This window comes from Pannonibacter sp., assembly GCF_051860505.1.
GTDB lineage: Bacteria > Pseudomonadota > Alphaproteobacteria > Rhizobiales > Stappiaceae > Pannonibacter.
On sequence record NZ_JBHYDX010000020.1, the window covers coordinates 20208 to 38436 of the forward strand.

18 protein-coding genes are annotated in these 18229 nt (G+C 64.6%); 1 reads left to right on the forward strand and 17 read right to left on the reverse strand.

What is annotated here, in order from left to right; genetic code table 11:
• Positions 1-44 precede the first annotated feature (44 nt).
• From ACTIFE_RS14505 to ACTIFE_RS14545, 9 genes are all read right to left on the reverse strand, one after another.
• Positions 45-863: an aspartate dehydrogenase gene (locus ACTIFE_RS14505; RefSeq protein WP_439529871.1), complete on the reverse strand. Its 819-nt coding sequence runs from the start codon at positions 861-863 to the stop codon at positions 45-47.
• Positions 850-1551 carry an ABC transporter ATP-binding protein gene (locus tag ACTIFE_RS14510; RefSeq protein ID WP_439529872.1) on the reverse strand — a complete coding sequence of 234 codons (702 nt, stop codon included), beginning with the start codon at positions 1549-1551 and terminating at the stop codon, positions 850-852. The genes ACTIFE_RS14505 and ACTIFE_RS14510 overlap by 14 nt, the downstream gene beginning before the upstream one ends.
• The gene (locus ACTIFE_RS14515; RefSeq protein WP_439529873.1) at positions 1545-2300 is read right to left on the reverse strand and encodes an ABC transporter ATP-binding protein; all 756 of its coding nucleotides are present in this window, start codon (positions 2298-2300) and stop codon (positions 1545-1547) included. Before ACTIFE_RS14515 ends, ACTIFE_RS14510 begins: the two co-directional genes overlap by 7 nt.
• Positions 2297-3280 (reverse strand): branched-chain amino acid ABC transporter permease, encoded by a 984-nt coding sequence (locus tag ACTIFE_RS14520; protein ID WP_439529874.1) that lies wholly within the window; start codon positions 3278-3280, stop codon positions 2297-2299. Before ACTIFE_RS14520 ends, ACTIFE_RS14515 begins: the two co-directional genes overlap by 4 nt.
• Positions 3280-4194 carry a branched-chain amino acid ABC transporter permease gene (locus tag ACTIFE_RS14525; RefSeq protein ID WP_439529875.1) on the reverse strand — a complete coding sequence of 305 codons (915 nt, stop codon included), beginning with the start codon at positions 4192-4194 and terminating at the stop codon, positions 3280-3282. The genes ACTIFE_RS14520 and ACTIFE_RS14525 overlap by 1 nt, the downstream gene beginning before the upstream one ends.
• Before the next feature lie 193 nt (positions 4195-4387).
• A complete protein-coding gene (locus ACTIFE_RS14530) occupies positions 4388-5554 on the reverse strand; it encodes an ABC transporter substrate-binding protein (protein ID WP_439529876.1) in 1167 nt (388 codons plus the stop codon).
• A gap of 129 nt (positions 5555-5683) precedes the next feature.
• Positions 5684-6226 carry a 3-hydroxyanthranilate 3,4-dioxygenase gene (locus ACTIFE_RS14535; protein WP_439529877.1) on the reverse strand — a complete coding sequence of 181 codons (543 nt, stop codon included), beginning with the start codon at positions 6224-6226 and terminating at the stop codon, positions 5684-5686.
• Positions 6227-6251: 25 nt separating this feature from the next.
• Complete coding sequence (locus ACTIFE_RS14540) at positions 6252-7208, reverse strand: dihydrodipicolinate synthase family protein (RefSeq protein ID WP_439529878.1); 957 nt, start codon at positions 7206-7208, stop codon at positions 6252-6254.
• 62 nt (positions 7209-7270) lie between these two features.
• Positions 7271-8704: an NAD-dependent succinate-semialdehyde dehydrogenase gene (locus ACTIFE_RS14545; RefSeq protein ID WP_439529879.1), complete on the reverse strand. Its 1434-nt coding sequence runs from the start codon at positions 8702-8704 to the stop codon at positions 7271-7273.
• 168 nt (positions 8705-8872) lie between these two features.
• Between ACTIFE_RS14545 and ACTIFE_RS14550 the strand changes: the two genes are divergently transcribed.
• Entirely contained in the window at positions 8873-9775 is a 903-nt protein-coding gene (locus tag ACTIFE_RS14550; protein ID WP_439529880.1) for a LysR family transcriptional regulator, read from the forward strand.
• Between the two features lie 360 nt (positions 9776-10135).
• Here the strand turns inward: ACTIFE_RS14550 and ACTIFE_RS14555 are convergent, their stop codons facing one another.
• The 8 genes from ACTIFE_RS14555 to ACTIFE_RS14590 all read right to left on the reverse strand — a co-directional run bounded on the left by ACTIFE_RS14555 (position 10136) and on the right by ACTIFE_RS14590 (position 18226).
• Complete coding sequence (locus ACTIFE_RS14555) at positions 10136-11770, reverse strand: AMP-binding protein (protein WP_439529881.1); 1635 nt, start codon at positions 11768-11770, stop codon at positions 10136-10138.
• 127 nt (positions 11771-11897) lie between these two features.
• The gene (locus ACTIFE_RS14560) at positions 11898-12350 is read right to left on the reverse strand and encodes a RidA family protein (RefSeq protein WP_439529882.1); all 453 of its coding nucleotides are present in this window, start codon (positions 12348-12350) and stop codon (positions 11898-11900) included.
• Complete coding sequence (locus ACTIFE_RS14565; RefSeq protein ID WP_439529883.1) at positions 12347-12766, reverse strand: acyl-CoA thioesterase; 420 nt, start codon at positions 12764-12766, stop codon at positions 12347-12349. Before ACTIFE_RS14565 ends, ACTIFE_RS14560 begins: the two co-directional genes overlap by 4 nt.
• Positions 12763-13911 (reverse strand): acyl-CoA dehydrogenase family protein, encoded by a 1149-nt coding sequence (locus tag ACTIFE_RS14570; protein WP_439529884.1) that lies wholly within the window; start codon positions 13909-13911, stop codon positions 12763-12765. The genes ACTIFE_RS14565 and ACTIFE_RS14570 overlap by 4 nt, the downstream gene beginning before the upstream one ends.
• A gap of 1 nt (position 13912) precedes the next feature.
• Positions 13913-14725, reverse strand: a complete 813-nt coding sequence (locus ACTIFE_RS14575) for an enoyl-CoA hydratase family protein (protein WP_439529885.1) — start codon at positions 14723-14725, stop codon at positions 13913-13915.
• Positions 14722-15195 (reverse strand): MarR family winged helix-turn-helix transcriptional regulator, encoded by a 474-nt coding sequence (locus tag ACTIFE_RS14580; RefSeq protein WP_439529886.1) that lies wholly within the window; start codon positions 15193-15195, stop codon positions 14722-14724. The genes ACTIFE_RS14575 and ACTIFE_RS14580 overlap by 4 nt, the downstream gene beginning before the upstream one ends.
• The gene (locus tag ACTIFE_RS14585) at positions 15192-15944 is read right to left on the reverse strand and encodes an SDR family NAD(P)-dependent oxidoreductase (protein ID WP_439529887.1); all 753 of its coding nucleotides are present in this window, start codon (positions 15942-15944) and stop codon (positions 15192-15194) included. Before ACTIFE_RS14585 ends, ACTIFE_RS14580 begins: the two co-directional genes overlap by 4 nt.
• Complete coding sequence (locus tag ACTIFE_RS14590; protein WP_439529888.1) at positions 15941-18226, reverse strand: bifunctional salicylyl-CoA 5-hydroxylase/oxidoreductase; 2286 nt, start codon at positions 18224-18226, stop codon at positions 15941-15943. The genes ACTIFE_RS14585 and ACTIFE_RS14590 overlap by 4 nt, the downstream gene beginning before the upstream one ends.
• Positions 18227-18229 lie beyond the last annotated feature (3 nt).

The window sequence follows — 18229 nt, forward strand, 5'->3', positions numbered from 1 at the left end:
GCTTTCCTTTCGGCCGGATTGCCTTCGAAGGGATCCGGCAAGGGTCACAGCACAAGGGCGCCGGCGCGGTTCTCGATCAGGCGGACCAGCGACAGGGCGGTCATTTCGGAGGACTTGGGATTGGTCGCCAGGGGGCGATTGGTGAGGGTGAGGTCCATCTCGCCAAAGGCTCCGCTGGCGCGGATGCGATGAATGTTGCAGGCCGCCCCCGGATCAGCAACCAGCGCCACCTCGGTGCGGTCCAACCCGATGCCGGCAAGAGCCGAAATGACGGCAACATTGGCGTTCTGAGGATAGGCGGCGGCGGCCTGCCGGGCTGTCCCCTCGAAAAAGACATGCGCCTTTGCCAGCGCAGCCAGGTTACAGGCGTTTTCAGCCGGCGTGCCACGCCAGGCGGCCGGCGGCTTGATGATATCATGACGGACGCTGGCAAGGTCGAGCCTCGAGGCCGCTGCCAGCGCATCAATGCCGCCGAGCGCACCCGGCGGGACAAGTAGCTGGGCGCGGTTGCCACGAGCCAGTTGCAGGAACTCCTCCAGCAGGTCGCCGCTGGCAAAGGCTGAGGTGGACGACACGGCAAAATCGATGCTGGCGGACAGAGCGGCACGGCCCCAGGGGGCAACGCTGTCGCGTCCGGCAGCTTCGACTACAAGGCGCGGACGCTCCCCTGCCCCGTCCGTCAGCTCGTCGGGAGACGTTACATGCCGGCAACCGGAAGGCAGATCCTGCAGTTCGGCGTCCGCGTCCCGGGTGGCAACGGCAATGAGCCGGACGGGAGAGCCCCGTTCGGCCAGAAGCCCACCCACACGCCGGGCAATCGCACCCCAGCCAACGAGCACAACGGGAAGGTCAGAGCCCGACATAGGCCTGCACCCGTTCGGCATCCCGATCCATGTCAGCGCCGGAGCCAATCCAGACCGTGCGGCCCTTTTCGACGATATAATGACGGTCCGCGAGGCGTTTCAGCACCGAGAGGTTCTTGTCGATCAGCAGGATCGACTGTCCGTCCTGCTTCAGATGCTCGATGCAGTGCCAGATCTCGGTCCGGATGACAGGGGCAAGCCCTTCGGTCGCCTCATCCAGGATCAGCAGGCGCGGGTTGGTCATCAGGGCGCGGCCGACGGCCAGCATCTGCTGTTCGCCGCCGGACAAGGTGCCGGCGACCTGCTCCGACCGCTCCTTGAGGCGGGGAAACAGCGTATAGACCCGTTCCAGCGTCCAGGGATCGGACCGTTTCAGCCGGTTGGAAGCTGTGGCGACCAGGTTTTCGCGCACCTTGAGTGTCGAGAAGATCTGCCGGCCTTCCGGCACGAGACCGGCTCCAAGACGGGCAATGCGTTCGGGGGCAAGGCCGGCGGTGGCCACGCCCTCGAACTGGATGGCACCGCCCCGCGGGTTCAGCAACCCCATGATGCAACGGACCGTGGTGGTCTTGCCCATGCCATTGCGGCCCATCAAGGTCACGACCTCGCCATCCCGGATCTCGAGATTGACGTCGAACAGCACCTGGCTCTCGCCATAGGCGGCCTGAAGATTGGCGACACTCAGCACAATTCGTCCTCCGCCCCGAGATAGGCCTCGCGTACGGCCGGGTTGTTGCGAATCTCGTCCACGGTACCGCTGGCAATGATGCGGCCATAGACGAGCACGGAGATGCGATCAGCGAGCGCGAAGACAGCCTCCATGTCATGCTCGACCAGCAGCATGGCCGCGCTCTTGCGGGTCTCACCCAGCATCGCGATCATCGCCTGGCTTTCGACATGGCCAAGCCCGGCCATCGGCTCGTCGAGGAGCAGGAGCCGTGGCTTCATGGCAAGGGCCACGACCAGCTCCAGTTGTTTCTTCTCGCCATGGGAGAGATCGGCAACCCGGATGTCGGCGCGGTCCGCGAGGCCGCTGGAGGCCACAAATCGGCGTGCATCGTCCCAGACTGCCCGGCGGCCGCGCGCCAGATCGTAGATCCGGAAGTTATGACCCTCGCGGACCTGGATCGCCATGCCCACGTTCTCGATCACGGTCAGTTCATCGAGCAGGCTGGTGATCTGGAACGTGCGACCGAGGCCGAGTGCGACCCGATCCGGCGTCTTCAGGCGGGTGATGTCGCGGCCCGCCAGATGGATCGTACCTGCATCCGAGACCAGTTCGCCGCAGAGCTGGTTGATCAGGGTCGACTTGCCAGCCCCGTTCGGACCGATGAGGGCGTGGATTTCGCCCTCATGGACGTCGAGGCTGACGTTGTCGGTGGCAATCAGGCCGCCGAAAGTCTTTACCAGCCCCTCAATGGACAGGATGACGCTCATTTGACACCTCCCCGAACAAGCGCGGTGACGCGCTGAAGCAGCGCAGCAAGACCGCCCCGGGTGCCAAGCACGACGACAAGCAGAATGAGACCCAGGGCGAAGGGCCAGTGCTCGGACCAGGCCGCGAGGAATGTTTCGAGGATCAGGAACGCAGCAGCCCCCAGGAATGGCCCGAACAACGTTCCAACGCCGCCGAGGATCACCATGATCATCAGTTCACCCGACTTGGTCCAGTGCATCATGTCCGGCGAAGCAAAGCGCAGGAAGTTGGCCATCAGGGCTCCGGCAAGCCCTGCCCCCATGCCCGACAGCACAAAGGCATAGAGCTTGTAGCGATAGGCCGGGATGCCGAGGGCCGCCATGCGGCGCTCATTCTGGCGGATGCCTGAAATGACCGTGCCAAAGCTCGATTGGGTCAGGCGGCGCAAGCCATAGAAGAACAGAACCGAGATCGCGAGGACGACATAGTAGAACGTCGCCTTGTCGCGCATGTTGAGGCCAGGCAGTGCATTGGTGCGCCGGATGATGATGCCATCCTCACCGCCATAGGCCTTGAGCGAGACGAACAGGAAGAACAACATCTGGGCAAAGGCCAGCGTGATCATGATGAACTGCACGCCGCCGGTACGCAGGGAGAGCGCGCCGATCGCTGCGGCGAAGAGGCCAGCGACCAGCACGGCCAGCGGCAGTGTCAGAAGCATCTGGTCGGTGCCGGGGATAAAACCGAACAGGGGTTCCCCACTGGCATGGTGCGTTGCCAGGATGCCGACCACATAGGCTCCGATGCCGAAGAAGGCCGCATGACCGAAACTGACCATCCCGCCATAGCCGAGGATGAAGTTGAGGCTTGCCGCAGCCATGCCGTAGATCAGGATGCGGGTGGCCAGCGCCAGAAGCGAGGCTTCGCCCAGCTCCTGCGTGACTGTGGGCAGGGCGGCGAGAGCGAGAATGAGTATGAGTGCCAGGATCCGGTTGCGCATCACGACCCCGCTGCGAACAGGCCCTTGGGCCGGATGAGAAGGACGAGTGCCATCAGCAGGTAGATTCCCATGGAGGAAATCCCGACCCCGAGCGCATCAGCTTCCGAGGCTGGCATGACGGTGCGCAGCATGCCGGGCAGGAAGGCGCGCAGGCAGGTGTCGATGACGCCAAGGCCGATACCGGCGACAAAGGCGCCGCGGATCGATCCGACGCCGCCGATGACAACGACGACAAATGTCGCCAACAGGATCTGTTCGCCCATGCCGACCTGAACCGCCAGGATCGGACCGGCCATGTAACCGGCAAGACCGGCCAGCAGCGCGCCGAGGCCAAACACCACCGTGTAGAGCATGCGAATGTCAACGCCGAGGGCCCGGACCATGTCGCGATTGGTCGATCCGGCACGCACCAGCATGCCGATCCGCGTCCGGTTGATCAGGAAATAGAGCCCCACCGCAACCAGAAGCCCGGCGCCAATGATCAGCAGCCGATATGGCGGGTAGTACAGCCCGGGCAAGATCTCGACGGAGCCCTCGAAGGCCGCCGGCAACAGCGTGAACACCGGCGAGCGCCCGAACAGCATGACAATCAGCTGGTTGAACATCAGGATCAGGGCGAAGGTCGCCAGAACCTGATCGAGATGGTCGCGCTGATACAGCTTGCGGATCACCAATGCCTCGATGGCAAGGCCCGTCAAGGCCGCTGCCCCCAGGGCTGCCGGAAGACCGAGCCAGAAGCTGCCCGTTTCAGCGGCAACAAAAGTGCCAGCATAGGCGCCGACCATATAGAGCGAGCCATGCGCAAGGTTGATCACGCCCATGATGCCGAAGATCAGGGTCAACCCGGCCGCCAGCAGGAACAGCATGACGCCGTACTGGAGGCCATTCAGGAGTTGTTCGAGTACGAGGATCATCCGCCCGCCCGATGATTGGAGTGCCAAAGCCTGCGCAGGCCGACTTGCGGTATCACCGCATAGCCGGGCCGAAGCCCTCAGCGCGCCTTGTCGGCGACGCCCGGGGACACTCACGCGCCCTGCAGCGTAAAGGTGACGTCACGCCGACCACATCGACGCGGCAACCTGCGCTGCCGCGTCGACACTTGTCAGCTTACATCTTGCACTGATCGGCGTAGGCATCGCCATAGTCTTCAAGGAGCTTGTCCTTGGTGACGGCGACCGGCTTGCCATCGGGGCCTGCGACGATATCGAGCAGGTACCAGTCATGCACCGGATGCTGGTTGTTGCCGAACTTGAAGTCACCGCGAACACTCTTGAAGTCAGCGGCGCGAACGGCTTCGCGGAATTTGTCGAGATCGTCGACGCCGCCGGTCTTGGCCAGCGCAGAGGCAATCAGCTTCGCGGTGTCATAGCCCTGCGATGCGTAATAGGTGATCGGACGTCCGTATTTCTTGTCCCAGGCGTTCACGAACTCGAGGTTCGCGTCGTTCTCGAAATCACGGTTCCAGTGCGCGGTGGCAAAGATGCCGACAGCGCCCTCGCCGACTGCATTCAGAACAACCGCGTCAGTCGACGGCTCGGACAGGACCATCGGGATCTGCCCCGTCAGACCCGCCTGGGCATACTGCTTCAGGAACGCGATGCCGAGGCCGCCCGGGTGGAACTGGAACACGACTTCCGGATCAGCCGCACGGATCTGCGCCATTTCGGAGGCAAAGTCGGTCTGGTCGAGTTGGGTGTAGATCTCGCCGACGATGTCACCGCCAAAGGTGCGCTTGAAGCCGTTGATGGCATCCTTGCCGGCCTGGTAGTTCGGGGCGAGCACGAAGGCCTTGTTGAAGCCGAGCTTCTTGGCGGCAGCGCCAGCGGCTTCATGCAGCGCGTCGTTCTGCCAGGACACTACGAAATAGTTCGGATGGCACTCTGCGCCAGCCAAGTTCGAAGGACCCGCGTTCGGGGAGATGTAGATGGCATCGTTGTTGACGATGTCCGGCACGGTGGCGCCAGCAACATTCGAGAACACGATGCCGGTCAGAAGCTTCATGCCGTCATCGCCCATGAACTTCTCGGCGATCTGGCGACCATTGCCCGGCTTCAGGCCATCGTCCTCGACGACCAGCTCGACGGGCACGCCACCCAGCTTGCCGCCTTCCATCTCGATGGCGAGCAGCATGCCGTCGCGGATGTCCTGACCCAGATAGCCGGCCGGGCCGGACAGGGTCGTGATCATGCCAATTTTCAGCGGGTCCTGCGCCATGGCAGTTCCGCTCATCAGCGCAGCGATGCCCGCTGCGGCCAGAATCAGTTTCTTTCTCATGTCTTCACCCTCTGTTTTTTTGCCTTCCGGCATCAGCCAGATACCGGCGTTATCCGCCGGCTCCAGTCTTGATCTTGTTGTCAGGCCTCAGCTTGCAATGGGCAGCTGAATATTTCAAGCCTAAAACAATTACAGTTTCACCCAACCTTCCGGCGGCTCCTTGCCAGGGTGGATGGTGCCGCAATTCGGGCAGGTGCGCTTGGCTTCATCGGCGTAGAATGCCTTGTAGATCGGCGGCAGATCATCAACGATGGACTCCAGATCGACCTCGGCCCGGTGCACCAGCGCCTGGCATTCAAAGCAGTACCACTCGACCGCGTCCAGTTCACCCTCCGGGCGCGCCGGCTCGATGACGAGGCCGATGGAGCCTTCCTGCGGGCGCTGCGGCGAGTGACGTACGTGGGCCGGCAGCAGGAACACGTCGCCCTCGCGGATCGGCACGTCGTAGAATTCCTTGCCGTCATAGAGCTTCAGCAGCATGTCGCCCTTGAGCTGGTAGAAGAACTCCTCCACCGGATCGTCGTGATAGTCGGTCCGCTTGTTCGGGCCGCCGACGACCGTGACCATCAGGTCAGCATCCTTGAACACCATCTGGTTGCCCACCGGAGGCTTCAGGAGGTGTTTGTGTTCATCGATCCACTTCTGGAAATTGAAGGCCTGAAGTCGTGCCATCACTGATCTCCTCTTTGAGGCAAGGTCACGCGAGCTTGAGCCCGCAAGCGTCAAATGCGGCCCGTGTGCGGGCTTTTTCTTCTTCGGTGAGTTCGAGCAGCGGCGGGCGGACCCGGCCACCGGTCTGGCCCAGGAGGTCCTGCCAGTACTTCTGGTGCGAATGGGGCTTTTCGGCAGGGCGGGTGCTCTTGAGCGCGTGGCGGACGGGCTCAAGCGAGGCACTGAGGGCGCGCGCCTCGTCGGCCTTGCCGGCAAAGGCAAGATCCGTGTAGGCGCGCATGCGCTTGTCGGCAGCGGTCTGGATCAGATACGGGGGCGATGAGCAGAGATACAGCTGCCAGTTCAGCTCCAGGATGTTGTCCAGCCACTCCTCTTCCGAGGCAGTCGAAACGAGGATGCGGTCACCGGCAAGCGCGGTGAGCTGCTTGTACATGTCACGCGGGACCGAATACTTGATCGCCACGACATTCTCGATATCGGCCAGGCGGTTGCACAGTTCCGGGCTCATCAAGTAGCCGCTGTCGGGATGCGACCACAACGCGATGCCGATGTCGACCTTCGAGGCAATCGTCTCGTAGTAGCGGATGAGCGTCTCGTCCTGGGCCTTGAAGAAATGCAGGATCGGCGCATGCACGACGATATAGTCGGCACCGCAAGCCTGCGCATGGCGGGCGAGATCGATCACCACGTCCATGTTCTGGTCGGAACAGGACATGATGGTCTGGGCGCGGCCGCCGGTCGCCTCGACGGCGAGGTCGAAGCAGCGCTTGCGCTCATCCAGCGACATGGAGAAGAACTCACCCTGCTTGCCGGCGATGAAGAAGCCGTCGATGCCGAGGTCGTCGATCCAGTGGTTCATGTTGGCGCGGAAGCCCTCTTCGTCCATCGAGAGGTCTTCGCGGAAGGGCATCAGGGCCGCAGCCCAGATGCCGCGCATGGTGGCGAATGCATGCGCCTTGGCGTCCTTGCGGGTGTATTTCATGTCAGCAACCTCATGCAGGACCGGTGCCGGTCGAAAGGGGTCGGGGCAGCCAGCGGGGCCGGTCAGATTTCCATGCGATGCGAGACGGTCTTGACGACCGTGTAATGCAGGATGCCTTCCGCCCCGCCCTCGCGGCCAAAGCCGCTTTCCTTGACGCCGCCGAAGGGCGTCGCGGCAACCGAGGCTTCCAGGGTGTTGATCGAGACATTGCCGGCCTCGATCTCGTCGGTGATGCGGTCGACATTGGCGGCGGAATTGGTGAAGGCATAGGCGGCGAGGCCATAGGGCACGCCGTTGGCGCGCTTGATCGCCTCGTCCAGCGACGCCACCGGATTGATGATGGCGAGCGGGCCGAAGGGCTCCTCCTGCATCACCCGGGCGTTGTCCGGAACTTCCGACAGGACGGTGACCGGGTAGAAGTAGCCGGGCGTGTTCGGGCGCTGGCCGCCGGTCAGCAGCTTGGCGCCCTTGGCGACGGCATCTGCCACCAGCATCTCCATAGCTTCAACGCGGCGGTGGTTGGCGGTCGGGCCCATTTCGGTCTCGGGGTTGAGGCCGTTGCCCATCTTCACGGCCTTTGCGCGCTCGACAAAGGCATCGCGATAGGCGGTAAATATCTTTTCATGGACAAAGAAACGAGTTGGCGAGGTGCAGACCTGGCCGGCATTGCGCGCCTTGCGGATGGCGGAGGTGATGCCGGCCTTCACCGGATCCGCATCATCGCAGATGATCACCGGAGCATGTCCGCCCAGCTCCATCAGCACGGGCTTGGCATAACGAGCAGCGATACCGGTCAGGTGCTTGCCGACCACGGTCGAGCCGGTGAAGGCGACGAGCCGGACCTGCGGCTGCGGGATCAGATAGTCCGAGATCGTTGCCGGCACGCCGAAGATCAGATTGAGAACACCGGCGGGCAGCCCGGCGTCATGGAAGGCGCGGGCGATGTGCCAGGCGCCCGCCGGGGTCTCCTCGGCGGCCTTCAGGATGATGGAGCATCCGGCGGCAAGCGCGCCGGCGACCTTGCGGGCCGGCTGGCTGAGCGGGAAGTTCCAGGGCGAGAAGGCCGCCACCGTGCCGATCGGCTGGTGATGCACCATGTAGCGGATGCCCGGCTCGCTGGGGATGATGCGGCCATAGAGACGCTCGGCTTCACCGGCGTCCCATTCGAAGAACTCGGCGCCGCGGATCACTTCAAGGCGGGCCTGCTGCAGCGTCTTGCCGTGCTCGCGGGTAATGTCCGGGGCGATGTCCTCGATCCGCTCGCGCAGGAGGCTTGCCGCCTTGCGGATGATCTCGGCCCGGCGCATCGGCGCGGTCCGGCGCCAGATCTCGAAACCACGTGCCGCCGCCTCGAGGGCATCGTCGAGGTCAGAGGTCGCAGCGACAGGCAGCTTGCCAATCTCGGTCTCGTCGGCCGGATTGATCACCGGCAGGTGGTCCGCCGTCTTGCGCCAAGCGCCGCCGATGTAAAGCTGGAGATCGGGATAGTCGCGCATGTCCGGGCCTCTGTTCCTCAGATTTTGTTGGCCGCCAGGTTGGCTCACCGCCCTGGCGTGGTGTTGATCGAGAGGATCGGACAAAGATGAATTATCGACAAGGCGGATTTATCGGATAAATTAATATAGATTTCGATATGAATTGCCCGTCACTTGGGGGCCGATCCGATGAAACTCACGCTCAAGCAGATCCAAGGCTTTCTCGCCGTTGCAGAGGCCGGCAGTTTTTCCATGGCCGCCAAACGGCTCAACACGGCGCAGCCGGCCCTGTCGCAGGCGATCAAGGACCTTGAGGCCGAGCTGGGCGTGCGCCTGTTTGACCGCACGACGCGCCGGGTCGAGCTGACGGATGCCGGACGTGAGTTCCATATAGCCAGCGCCAAGATCATCGATGATCTGGAACATGCGGTGGAAGGGGTGCACATGCTGGCCGAACGGCGGCGCGGCAAGCTCAGGGTCGCGGCCCCTCCCCTCCTGGCAAGCTACGTGCTGCCGAAGGTGATCGCGGAGTTCCAGGCCGCCTATCCGGGGATCGTCGTCCAGCTCTCGGATGTGGGCACGGAGCAGATCCTTGATGCCATCCGCACGGCCAAGGCCGACTGCGGCATCGGCACGTTTCCGCCGGCCGATGATGACATCGAACGCCAGCCGCTGATCCGCGACAGCCTGATGCTGTTCTGCCCGGCGCAGAGTGTGCTTGCCGGACGCGACCGGGTCGCCTGGCGCGAGCTGGCGGACCTGCCGCTGATCACGTTGACGCGCGAGTCGGGCATCCGTCTGCTGGTCGAGGTCGGGTTTGAAGCCGCACAGACGCCACCGCGCATTGCCTTCGAGGTGACGCAGGTGACCACTGCACTGGCCTTGGTCGAGGCAGGTCTGGGCGTTGCGGTTCTGCCGACCTATGCCCGCGCCGCAATCCGGCACGAAAGCCTTCGCGCCGTTCCACTGGATGAACCGGTGATTGCCCGCGAGGTCATGCTGCTGAAATCCCGTGACCGGCCACCGGGGCCGGCCGCCAATGCCTTCATCGAGCATCTGAGCCGCGCCTTGCGCCGTTTGGCTGCGGAGTAAGGGGGGCGCTATGCCTACCTGGGGCGGGCAGTCGCAGTCGCCGCCTGACGGCTTTCGAGGCCTCGAAGCCCCCTCCCCCTCGTGGGGAGGGGTAAGGGGTGGGGGGTGGGGGGCCTCCGGAACTCGCCGCATCATGACGTTTCTGGAGCGCCGATCGCTAAAATTGGAAGTTCTTCCGCACGTTCAGTCAGTGCCCCCCACCCCCGGCCCCTCCCCACGAGGGGGAGGGGAGCAGAGAGGCTCCGCCAGGATTGCATAAAGGCAGTGCGGTCGGCCCAGACGGGGCCTGATGCGCCGATTACCCCCTCTGGGCATCTCCCCCCTCAAAGGGGCAGAGGAGCGCCAGGTGTCCGAACCGGATCAAGCGGTTTCGCGCAGGCGGAAGCGCTGGATCTTGCCGGTCTGGGTCTTGGGCAGGGCGTCGGTGAAGATGATCCGGCGCGGGTACTTGTAGGGTGCGATCACTGCCTTAACGTGATCCTGCAGCCGCTTGACCGTTGCCGCATCCGGCTCGACCCCAGCGGCGAGGACCACATGCGCCTCGACGATCTGGCCACGCTCTTCGTCAGCGGCGCCAATGACACCGCATTCCAGCACGTCGTCATGCGACAGCAGCGCTGCCTCCACTTCCGGCCCGGCGATGTTGTAGCCGGCGGAGACGATCATGTCGTCGTTGCGGGCGGCGAAGTGGAAATAGCCGTCCTCATCCTGCCAGAAGGCATCGCCTGTGATGTTCCAGCCGTTCTGGACGTAGCCGGTCTGGCGATGGTCGCCGAGATAGCGGCAGCCGGTCGGCCCGCGCACTGCGAGACGGCCGACATCGCCCCGCTTCTGCTCGTTGCCGGCCTCATCGACGATTCGGGCCTCGTAGCCGGTGACCGGCTTGCCGGTGCAGGCTGGGTGGCTGTCGCCGAAGCGGTTGGAAATGAAGATGTGCAGCATCTCGGTCGCGCCGATGCCGTCCAGCATCGGCTTGCCCGTCTTGGCCATCCATTCCTCATAGACCGGCGCCGGCAGGGTCTCGCCGGCGGAGACGGCGGCGCGCAGGCTGGAGAGGTCAGCCCCCTCCTCCATCGCCTTCAACATGACGCGGTAGGCGGTCGGCGCGGTGAAGCAGACGGTGGCGCGGTACTTCTGGATAATCTCGATCAGGTTCGGCGGCGAAGCGGTTTCCAGAAGGGCTGCGGCAGCACCGAAGCGCAGCGGGAAGACGGCAAGGCCACCGAGGCCGAAGGTGAAGGCGAGCGGCGGGGAGCCGACGAAAATGTCGTCCGGCGTCACGCCCAGCACTTCGCGTGCGTAGCCGTCGGCGATGATCAGGATGTCGCGGTGGAAATGCATGGTCGCCTTCGGCACGCCCGTGGTGCCGGAGGTGAAGCCCAGAAGTGCCACATCATCGCGGCCCGTCTTCACGGCCTCGAACCGGACCGGCTTGGACAGGGCGACCCGGTCAAGCTCGGCATCGTGGTTGGCGGTGCCATCGAAGCCGATGACCTTTTTCAGGTAATTGGATTCCTTGGCGCAGGCGACCAGTTCATCCATCAGCCGCGTGTCGCAGAGGGCGAGCGAGATTTCGGCCTTCTCGACGATCTTGGCCAGTTCGCCCGCGCGCAGCATCGGCATGGTGTTGACCACGACCGCGCCGGCCTTGGTGGCGGCAAGCCAGCAGGCGACCATCGCCGGGTTGTTGGCCGAGCGGATCAGGATACGGTTGCCGGGCTTGACGCCATAGTCCTCGACCAGCGCATGGGCGATGCGGTTGGTCCAGTCGGTCAGTTCCTTGTAGGTGCGCTGACGGCCGTTGCCGATCAGAGCGACATGGTCGCCAAGCCCCTGCTCCACCAGCCGGTCGGTCAGCTCGACCCCGGCGTTGATGAAATCCGGATAGTCGAAGCCATCGAGACGGATCTCTGGCCAAAGGTCAGCGGGCGGCAGGTTGTCCCGCGTGAACGTGTCGACATGGGCGCTGGGGCCCAGATTCAGGCTGGCGGTCATTTTCTATCCCCTCGTTCTTCCATCCGCGTCGCGCGGTTGGCGGCCTTCCTGTTCCGGATGCGGGGTGACCCGTCTTTGCCGCCGGTAGTGTTGCTGAACCTTGTTGCGTGCGATCCGGCCCTTGGGCTCAGGCCGCCTCGTCCGGGACCACGGCGGTGGCCTCGATCTCCACCTTCGCCCGGTCCTCGACCAGGGCGACGACCTGCACCAGCGCCATTGCCGGGAAGTTCTTGCCAAGGTGACGGCGGTAGGCGGCGCCGATCTCGCGCAGGTTATCGAGATAGAGGCGCTTGTCGGTCACGTACCAGGTCATGCGCACGAGATGCTCCGGGCCGGCGCCCCCCTCGGCAAGGACTTCGACGATGTTCTTCAGGGTCTGGTCGACCTGCCCGACGAAATCGTCCGTCTCGAATTCCTGCTGGCCGTTCCAGCCGATCAGGCCGCCCAGGAACACCATCCGGCCACGGGCGGCGACGCCGTTGGCATAGCCTTTGGCCGGCTTCCAGGACTTCGGATTGAGGAACTCGTGCGGCGACTGGCCGCTGGTGGCTGAAGCGGCCATGGTCGTTGCATCGGTCATTGGTCTTGTCCTTTCAGGCAATGGGCAGCCATCCGCTCGCGCAGGCGTGTCGGCCAGGCTTCGGGCCGGCCCTCGCGGCCAACCCAGACCAGGGTCAGGCGAACGGCGAGACGGGTGTCACCGTCCTTGGTGAGCTGGAGCGCGAAGTCGGCGCTGCTGGTTCCGATCCGGGTCAGGTCGAGGGTCCATGTCACCGTCTCGCCGAGCCGCGACGGCGTGCGGAAGTCGGCTTCGATGTGGACGGTCGGGACGGCATTGCCCTCCTCGAGGTGAATGCGGGAATAGGGATAGTCCAGCACTTCGGCGAAGAACTGCTCGACCATCAGGTTGGTCATCTCGAAATAGCGCGGATAGAAGACGATCCCGGCGGCATCGCAGAGGCCAAAGGTGATGTCGAAGTGTCGCTGGTAGCTCATGACACCTGCTCCGCGAGCGCCGCACGGGCGATGACGATCTTCTGCACGTCGCTGGCGCCCTCGTAGATCCGGAGAGCCCGGATCTCGCGATAGAGGCTTTCGACCATGAAGCCCTTGCGCACGCCATCGCCGCCATGCAGCTGCAGCGCCGCATCGATGACCTTCTGCGCCGTCTCTGTGGCATGGAGCTTCGCCATCGCGGCTTCGCGGCTGACGCGGGGGGCGCCCATGTCCTTGGTCCAGGCAGCACGGTAGATGAGGAGGGCCGAGGCATCGACGCCCAGGGCCATGTCGGCGATATGCCCCTGCACCATCTGCAGGTCGGCCAGCGGTGCGCCGAACAGCTCGCGCGTCGTGACCCGGCCCAGCGCCTCATCTAGGGCGCGGCGGGCAAAGCCGAGAGCCGCCGCACCGACCGTGGAGCGGAACACGTCCAGCACGGACATGGCGATCTTGAAGCCGTCGCCGGGTCGGCCGATTAGGGCGCTGCCCGGCAGTTCGATGTCGTTGAAGCGCAGATGGGCCAGCGGATGCGGGGCCATCACCTCGATCCGCTCGACGATCTCGAGCCCCTTGGCATCGGCCGGCACCAGGAAGGCAGACAGGCCCTTGGCGCCGGGAGCTTCGCCGGTGCGGGCGAAGACGACATAGACATCAGCAATGCCGCCGTTGGAAATGTAGGTCTTCTCGCCGGAGAGGATGTAGCCACCCTGCACCGCGCGGGCGGTGGAGCGGGTGTTGGCGACATCGGAGCCGGAGCCCGGCTCGGTCAGGGCAAAGCCTGAGATCGCCTCGCCCTTGCGGGTCTTGTCGAGCCAGGCGCGCTGCTCGGGCGTGCCGAACAGCGACACCGCGCCCATGCCGAGCCCCTGCATGGCAAAGGCAAAGTCGGCGAGGCCATCATGGCGGGCCAGCGTCTCGCGGATGAGGCACAGGCTGCGCACATCCAGCTTCTCGCCCTCGCCTGCGCCCGAGTGGGTCAGCCAGCCGGCCTGCCCGAGATCGGCCACCAGCTTGCGGCAGGCAGCGTCGGTGTCGCCGTGGTCGACGTGAAGATGATCCCGGCACCACGCATCGAGCCCTTCGGCCAGCTCGCGGTGGCGCGGCTCGAAGAATGGCCAGCCGAGAAAGGAGCGATCCGCCATATCAGTTGCCCTCGAAGACCGGTTTTTCCTTCGCAACGAAGGCGTGGTAGGCGCGGGCGAAATCCTGGGTCTGCATGCAGATCGCCTGTGCCTGGGCCTCGGCCTCGATGGCCTGTTCCAGACCCATGTTCCATTCCTGGTTCAGCTGGGTCTTGGTGATGCCATGGGCAAAGACCGGGCCGCTGGCGAGGCGCGTGGCCAGAGCCATTGCCTCGGCTTCCAGCGTTTCGGCGGAATGCAGCGCGTTGAAGAAGCCCCAGCGCTCGCCCTCGGCCGCGCTCATGGTGCGGCCGGTGTAGAGGAGTTCAGCCGCCCGGCCCTGGCCGATGATGCGCGGCAGCATGGCGCAGGCGCCCATGTCGCAGCCGGCAAGACCGACGCGGGTGAAGAGGAAGGCGGTCTTCGCCTCGGGCGTAGCCAGGCGCAGGTCGCTGGCCATGGCGACAATCGCCCCTGCCCCGACACAGATGCCATCAACCGCCGCAATGATCGGCTTGCCGCAGCCGATCATCGCCTTGACCAGATCGCCGGTCATGCGCGTGAAGGCGAGCAGGCCCTTCATGTCCATGTCGACCAGCGGGCCGATGATGTCATGCACGTCGCCGCCGGAGCAGAAGTTGCCACCATTGGAGGCAAAGACGACGATATCGACGTCGGTGGCATAGACCAGCGCGCGGAACGTGTCGCGCAGCTCGGCGTAGCTGTCGAAGGTGAGCGGGTTCTTGCGGTCCGGCCGGTTGAGGCTGACCCGGGCGATCCGGTTCTCCACCTGCCACAGGAAATGCTGCGGCTTCAGGTTGGCGAGTTCGGTCATTGGCTGTCCTTCCCCATCCGCTTCAGGATGTCTTTCAAGATGTCGAAATCGGCGTCGGTCAGGCGGGAGAACAGCATGTCCACCTCCCGCTCATGGTCGGCCGCAAGCTGTTCGAACTGGGCCAGGCCCGTGTCGGTCAGCGACACATGCACTGTGCGCCGGTCGGCTTCGCTCGGAACGCGGCGCACCAGTCCGTCCTTCTCGAGCCGATCGACGACGGTGGTGGCGTTGCCGTTGGAGACCAGCAGCATGCGCGAAAGCTCGCTCATGCTCATCGGCACACGGCGGCGGTAGAGCGCGGCCATGACGTCAAAGCGCGGCAGGGTCGTGTCATGCTCGACGCGCAGGAATTCGCGCAGATGCGCTTCGGCCGCCCGGGTCACCCCGAGCAGCCGGATCCATGTCTTCAGACGGCGCTTCGACAGGGAAACCTGCGGTTCGCTCACCGGTTGGTTCGGATCGGTCGTCATGCCTCGCCCCCCGAAATCGCCAAAGCCTGACCGTTGATGCCCTCCGATCCCGGCCCCGACAGATAGAGCGCCATGGCAGTGACCTCGTCCGGACGAACGAGACGCCCCTGCGGATTGGTCGCCGTCAAGGCGGCGAGCGCCTCGTCCCGGCTCTTGCCCGTCTTGTCCATGATGTTGGCAATGGAGCGCTCGGTCATTTCCGTGTCGAGGAAGCCGGGGCAGATGGCGTTGACCGTGATCGGCTTGCGCGCGACTTCCAGCGCCAGAGCCTTCGTCAGGCCGACGACGCCATGCTTGGCCGCCACATAGGGGGCGACATAGGCATAGCCCTTGAGCCCCGCGGTGGAGGCGACCGAGATCAACCGACCCCAGCCACGCATCTGGTTGAGGCCGGCCCGGAAGGTGAGGAACACGCCGGTCAGGTTGACCGCCAGCATGGCGTTCCACTGCTCCAGCGACGTCCGACCAAGGGGCGCGCTTTCGGCGACGCCAGCATTGGCGATGACGATGTCGACGGGGCCGGCCGCAGCAAACAGTGCCGCGACGCTGGCCTCGTCGGTCACATCCGCAGAAATGGCGCGCACGCCGGGATAGAGCGCGGCGACGGCATCAAGCGGCTCCTGCCGCCGCCCGGCGATCACGACCTCGGCCCCCGCCGCGACAAAGCCGCGAGCAAGGTCGGCACCGGTTCCGGTTCCGCCTCCGGTGATGAGGACCCTGCGGCCCTGCTGCGCGCCAGCCGTTGTCATGCCCGGATCGTCTCCTGCTGCCGCTCGCGCAGGCGGAAGGCGAGATCGCGGCCACCCTTGTAGGGTGCGGGCCATTCGGATGCCGTATCGCCCTGTTCGACCGCAGCATGCAGCGTCCAGTAGGGATCGGCCAGATGGGCACGGGCGAGGCAGACAAGATCGGCTCGGCCGGCCATCAGGATGCCGTTGACCTGGTCCCAGTCGGAGATGTTGCCGACGGTCATGGTCGGGATGCCAGCCTCGTTGCGGATGCGATCCGAGAACGGGGTCTGGAACATGCGGCCATAGACCGGCTTTTCGCCCGGATCGGTCTGGCCCGAGGACACGTCGATGATGTCGGCACCGGCGGCGCGGAACATGCGGGCGATTTCCACCGCATCTTCCGGCGTGACGCCATCCTCGCCCATCCAGTCATGGGCCGAGATACGAACCGACATCGGCTTCTCGTCCGGCCAGACCTTGCGCATGGCGGCGAAGATCTCGAGCGGATAGCGCATACGGTTCTCAAGCGAGCCGCCGTACTCGTCCGTGCGGCGGTTGGTGACCGGTGAGATGAAGCTTGCCAGCAGGTAGCCGTGCGCCGCGTGCATTTCGATCATGTCGACGCCGGCGCGGTTCGCCATCTGGGCGGCGGCGACGAACTGGTCACGCACCATGTCCATGTCCGTTCGGTCCATCGCCTTGGGCACCTGGTTGTGGGCCCGATAAGGGATGGCGCTGGCACTCAGGATCGGCCAGTTGCCACTGTCCAGCGGTTGGTCGATGCCGTCCCAGGCGAGCTTGGTCGAGCCCTTGCGACCCGAGTGACCGATCTGGATGCAGAGCTTGGCACTCGTCTCGGCATGGACGAAGTCGGCCAGGCGCTTCCAGGCCGCCTCATGCTCGGGCGCATAGAGGCCAGGGCAGCCCGGGGTGATGCGGCCTTCCGGCGAGACGCAGGTCATCTCGGTGTAGATGAGCCCTGCCCCGCCCTTGGCCCGCTCGGCGTAATGCACGAGATGCCAGTCGGTCGGGCGGCCGTCGACCGCCTTGTACTGCGCCATCGGCGACAGCACGATGCGGTTCTTCAGGGTCATGTTGCGCAGCTTGAACGGCTGGAACATGGGGCGGCGGCCCTTCTGGCCACCGGCCTGTTCGGCAAACCAGTCCTCGGCCGAGGCAAGCCAGGCGGCATCGCGCAAGCGCAGGTTCTCGTGGCTGATGCGCTGCGAGCGGGTCAGCAGCGAATAGGCGAACTGGGTCGGCGGCATGTCGAGATAGCGCTCGACCTGCTCGAACCACTCCAGCGAATTGCGCGCCGCAGACTGCAGGCGCAGCACCTCGATCCGGCGCTCGTCCTGGTAACGCTGGAACGCGGCTTCCATCGTCGGCTCGGAGTGCAGATAGGTTGCGAGCGCAATGGCGCTGTCAAAGGCAAGGCGCGAGCCCGAGCCGATGGAGAAGTGGCCGGTGGCGGCCGCATCGCCCATCAGGACGACATTCTCGTGGTACCACTTGTCACAGATCACGCGGGGGAAGTTCATCCACACGGCCGAGCCACGCAGATGCGCCGCGTTGGACATGAGCTTGTGGCCGCCGAGGTGATCCGCGAACACCTTCTCGCAGGTCTCGATGGTCTCTTCCTTCGACATATGCTCGAAGCCGAACTTGTCCCAGGTCTCCTGGGTGCATTCGACGATCACGGTCGCGGTGTCGGCATCGAACTGATAGGCGTGAACCCACATCCAGCCGTGCTCGGTTTTCTCGAAGATGAAGGTGAAGGCGTCGTCGAATTTCTGGTGCGTACCGAGCCAGATGAACTTGCACAGGCGCACATCGACATCCGGCTTGAACACCTCGGCATATTCGCGGCGCACCAGCGAATTGATGCCGTCGGTGGCAACCACCAGATCATAATCCTTGCGGTAGTCTTCGGCCGACTTGAACTCGGTCTCGAACTGCATGGTGATGCCGAGTTCGCGGGCGCGTTCCTGCAGCAGGATCAGCAGCTTCTTGCGGCCGATACCGGCAAAGCCATGGCCGCCCGACACGGTGCGCACGCCATCATGGATGACGGCGATGTCGTCCCAGTAGGCGAAGTTGGAGCGGATCGCCTCGGTGCTCTTGGGATCGTTGAGCGCCATCTTGCCCAGCGCATCGTCGGAGAGCACGACACCCCAGCCGAACGTGTCGCTGGCGCGGTTGCGCTCCAGCACGGTGACGTCGTGGCTGGCGTCACGCAGCTTCATCGAGATCGCGAAATAGAGGCCAGCCGGCCCACCTCCCAAGCACAGGATCTTCATTGC

What these genes read in the sequence shown, in the direction of transcription:
- ACTIFE_RS14505 (WP_439529871.1), bottom strand. Translation starts at nt 863, where the DNA reads ATGTCGGGCTCTGACCTTCCCGTTGTGCTCGTTGGCTGGGGTGCGATT.
- ACTIFE_RS14515 (WP_439529873.1), bottom strand. Translation starts at nt 2,300, where the DNA reads ATGAGCGTCATCCTGTCCATTGAGGGGCTGGTAAAGACTTTCGGCGGC.
- ACTIFE_RS14520 (WP_439529874.1), bottom strand. Translation starts at nt 3,280, where the DNA reads ATGCGCAACCGGATCCTGGCACTCATACTCATTCTCGCTCTCGCCGCC.
- ACTIFE_RS14525 (WP_439529875.1), bottom strand. Translation starts at nt 4,194, where the DNA reads ATGATCCTCGTACTCGAACAACTCCTGAATGGCCTCCAGTACGGCGTC.
- ACTIFE_RS14530 (WP_439529876.1), bottom strand. Translation starts at nt 5,554, where the DNA reads ATGAGAAAGAAACTGATTCTGGCCGCAGCGGGCATCGCTGCGCTGATG.
- ACTIFE_RS14535 (WP_439529877.1), bottom strand. Translation starts at nt 6,226, where the DNA reads ATGGCACGACTTCAGGCCTTCAATTTCCAGAAGTGGATCGATGAACAC.
- ACTIFE_RS14540 (WP_439529878.1), bottom strand. Translation starts at nt 7,208, where the DNA reads ATGAAATACACCCGCAAGGACGCCAAGGCGCATGCATTCGCCACCATG.
- ACTIFE_RS14545 (WP_439529879.1), bottom strand. Translation starts at nt 8,704, where the DNA reads ATGCGCGACTATCCCGATCTCCAGCTTTACATCGGCGGCGCTTGGCGC.
- ACTIFE_RS14550 (WP_439529880.1), top strand. Translation starts at nt 8,873, where the DNA reads ATGAAACTCACGCTCAAGCAGATCCAAGGCTTTCTCGCCGTTGCAGAG.
- ACTIFE_RS14555 (WP_439529881.1), bottom strand. Translation starts at nt 11,770, where the DNA reads ATGACCGCCAGCCTGAATCTGGGCCCCAGCGCCCATGTCGACACGTTC.
- ACTIFE_RS14560 (WP_439529882.1), bottom strand. Translation starts at nt 12,350, where the DNA reads ATGACCGATGCAACGACCATGGCCGCTTCAGCCACCAGCGGCCAGTCG.
- ACTIFE_RS14565 (WP_439529883.1), bottom strand. Translation starts at nt 12,766, where the DNA reads ATGAGCTACCAGCGACACTTCGACATCACCTTTGGCCTCTGCGATGCC.
- ACTIFE_RS14570 (WP_439529884.1), bottom strand. Translation starts at nt 13,911, where the DNA reads ATGGCGGATCGCTCCTTTCTCGGCTGGCCATTCTTCGAGCCGCGCCAC.
- ACTIFE_RS14575 (WP_439529885.1), bottom strand. Translation starts at nt 14,725, where the DNA reads ATGACCGAACTCGCCAACCTGAAGCCGCAGCATTTCCTGTGGCAGGTG.
- ACTIFE_RS14580 (WP_439529886.1), bottom strand. Translation starts at nt 15,195, where the DNA reads ATGACGACCGATCCGAACCAACCGGTGAGCGAACCGCAGGTTTCCCTG.
- ACTIFE_RS14585 (WP_439529887.1), bottom strand. Translation starts at nt 15,944, where the DNA reads ATGACAACGGCTGGCGCGCAGCAGGGCCGCAGGGTCCTCATCACCGGA.
- ACTIFE_RS14590 (WP_439529888.1), bottom strand. Translation starts at nt 18,226, where the DNA reads ATGAAGATCCTGTGCTTGGGAGGTGGGCCGGCTGGCCTCTATTTCGCG.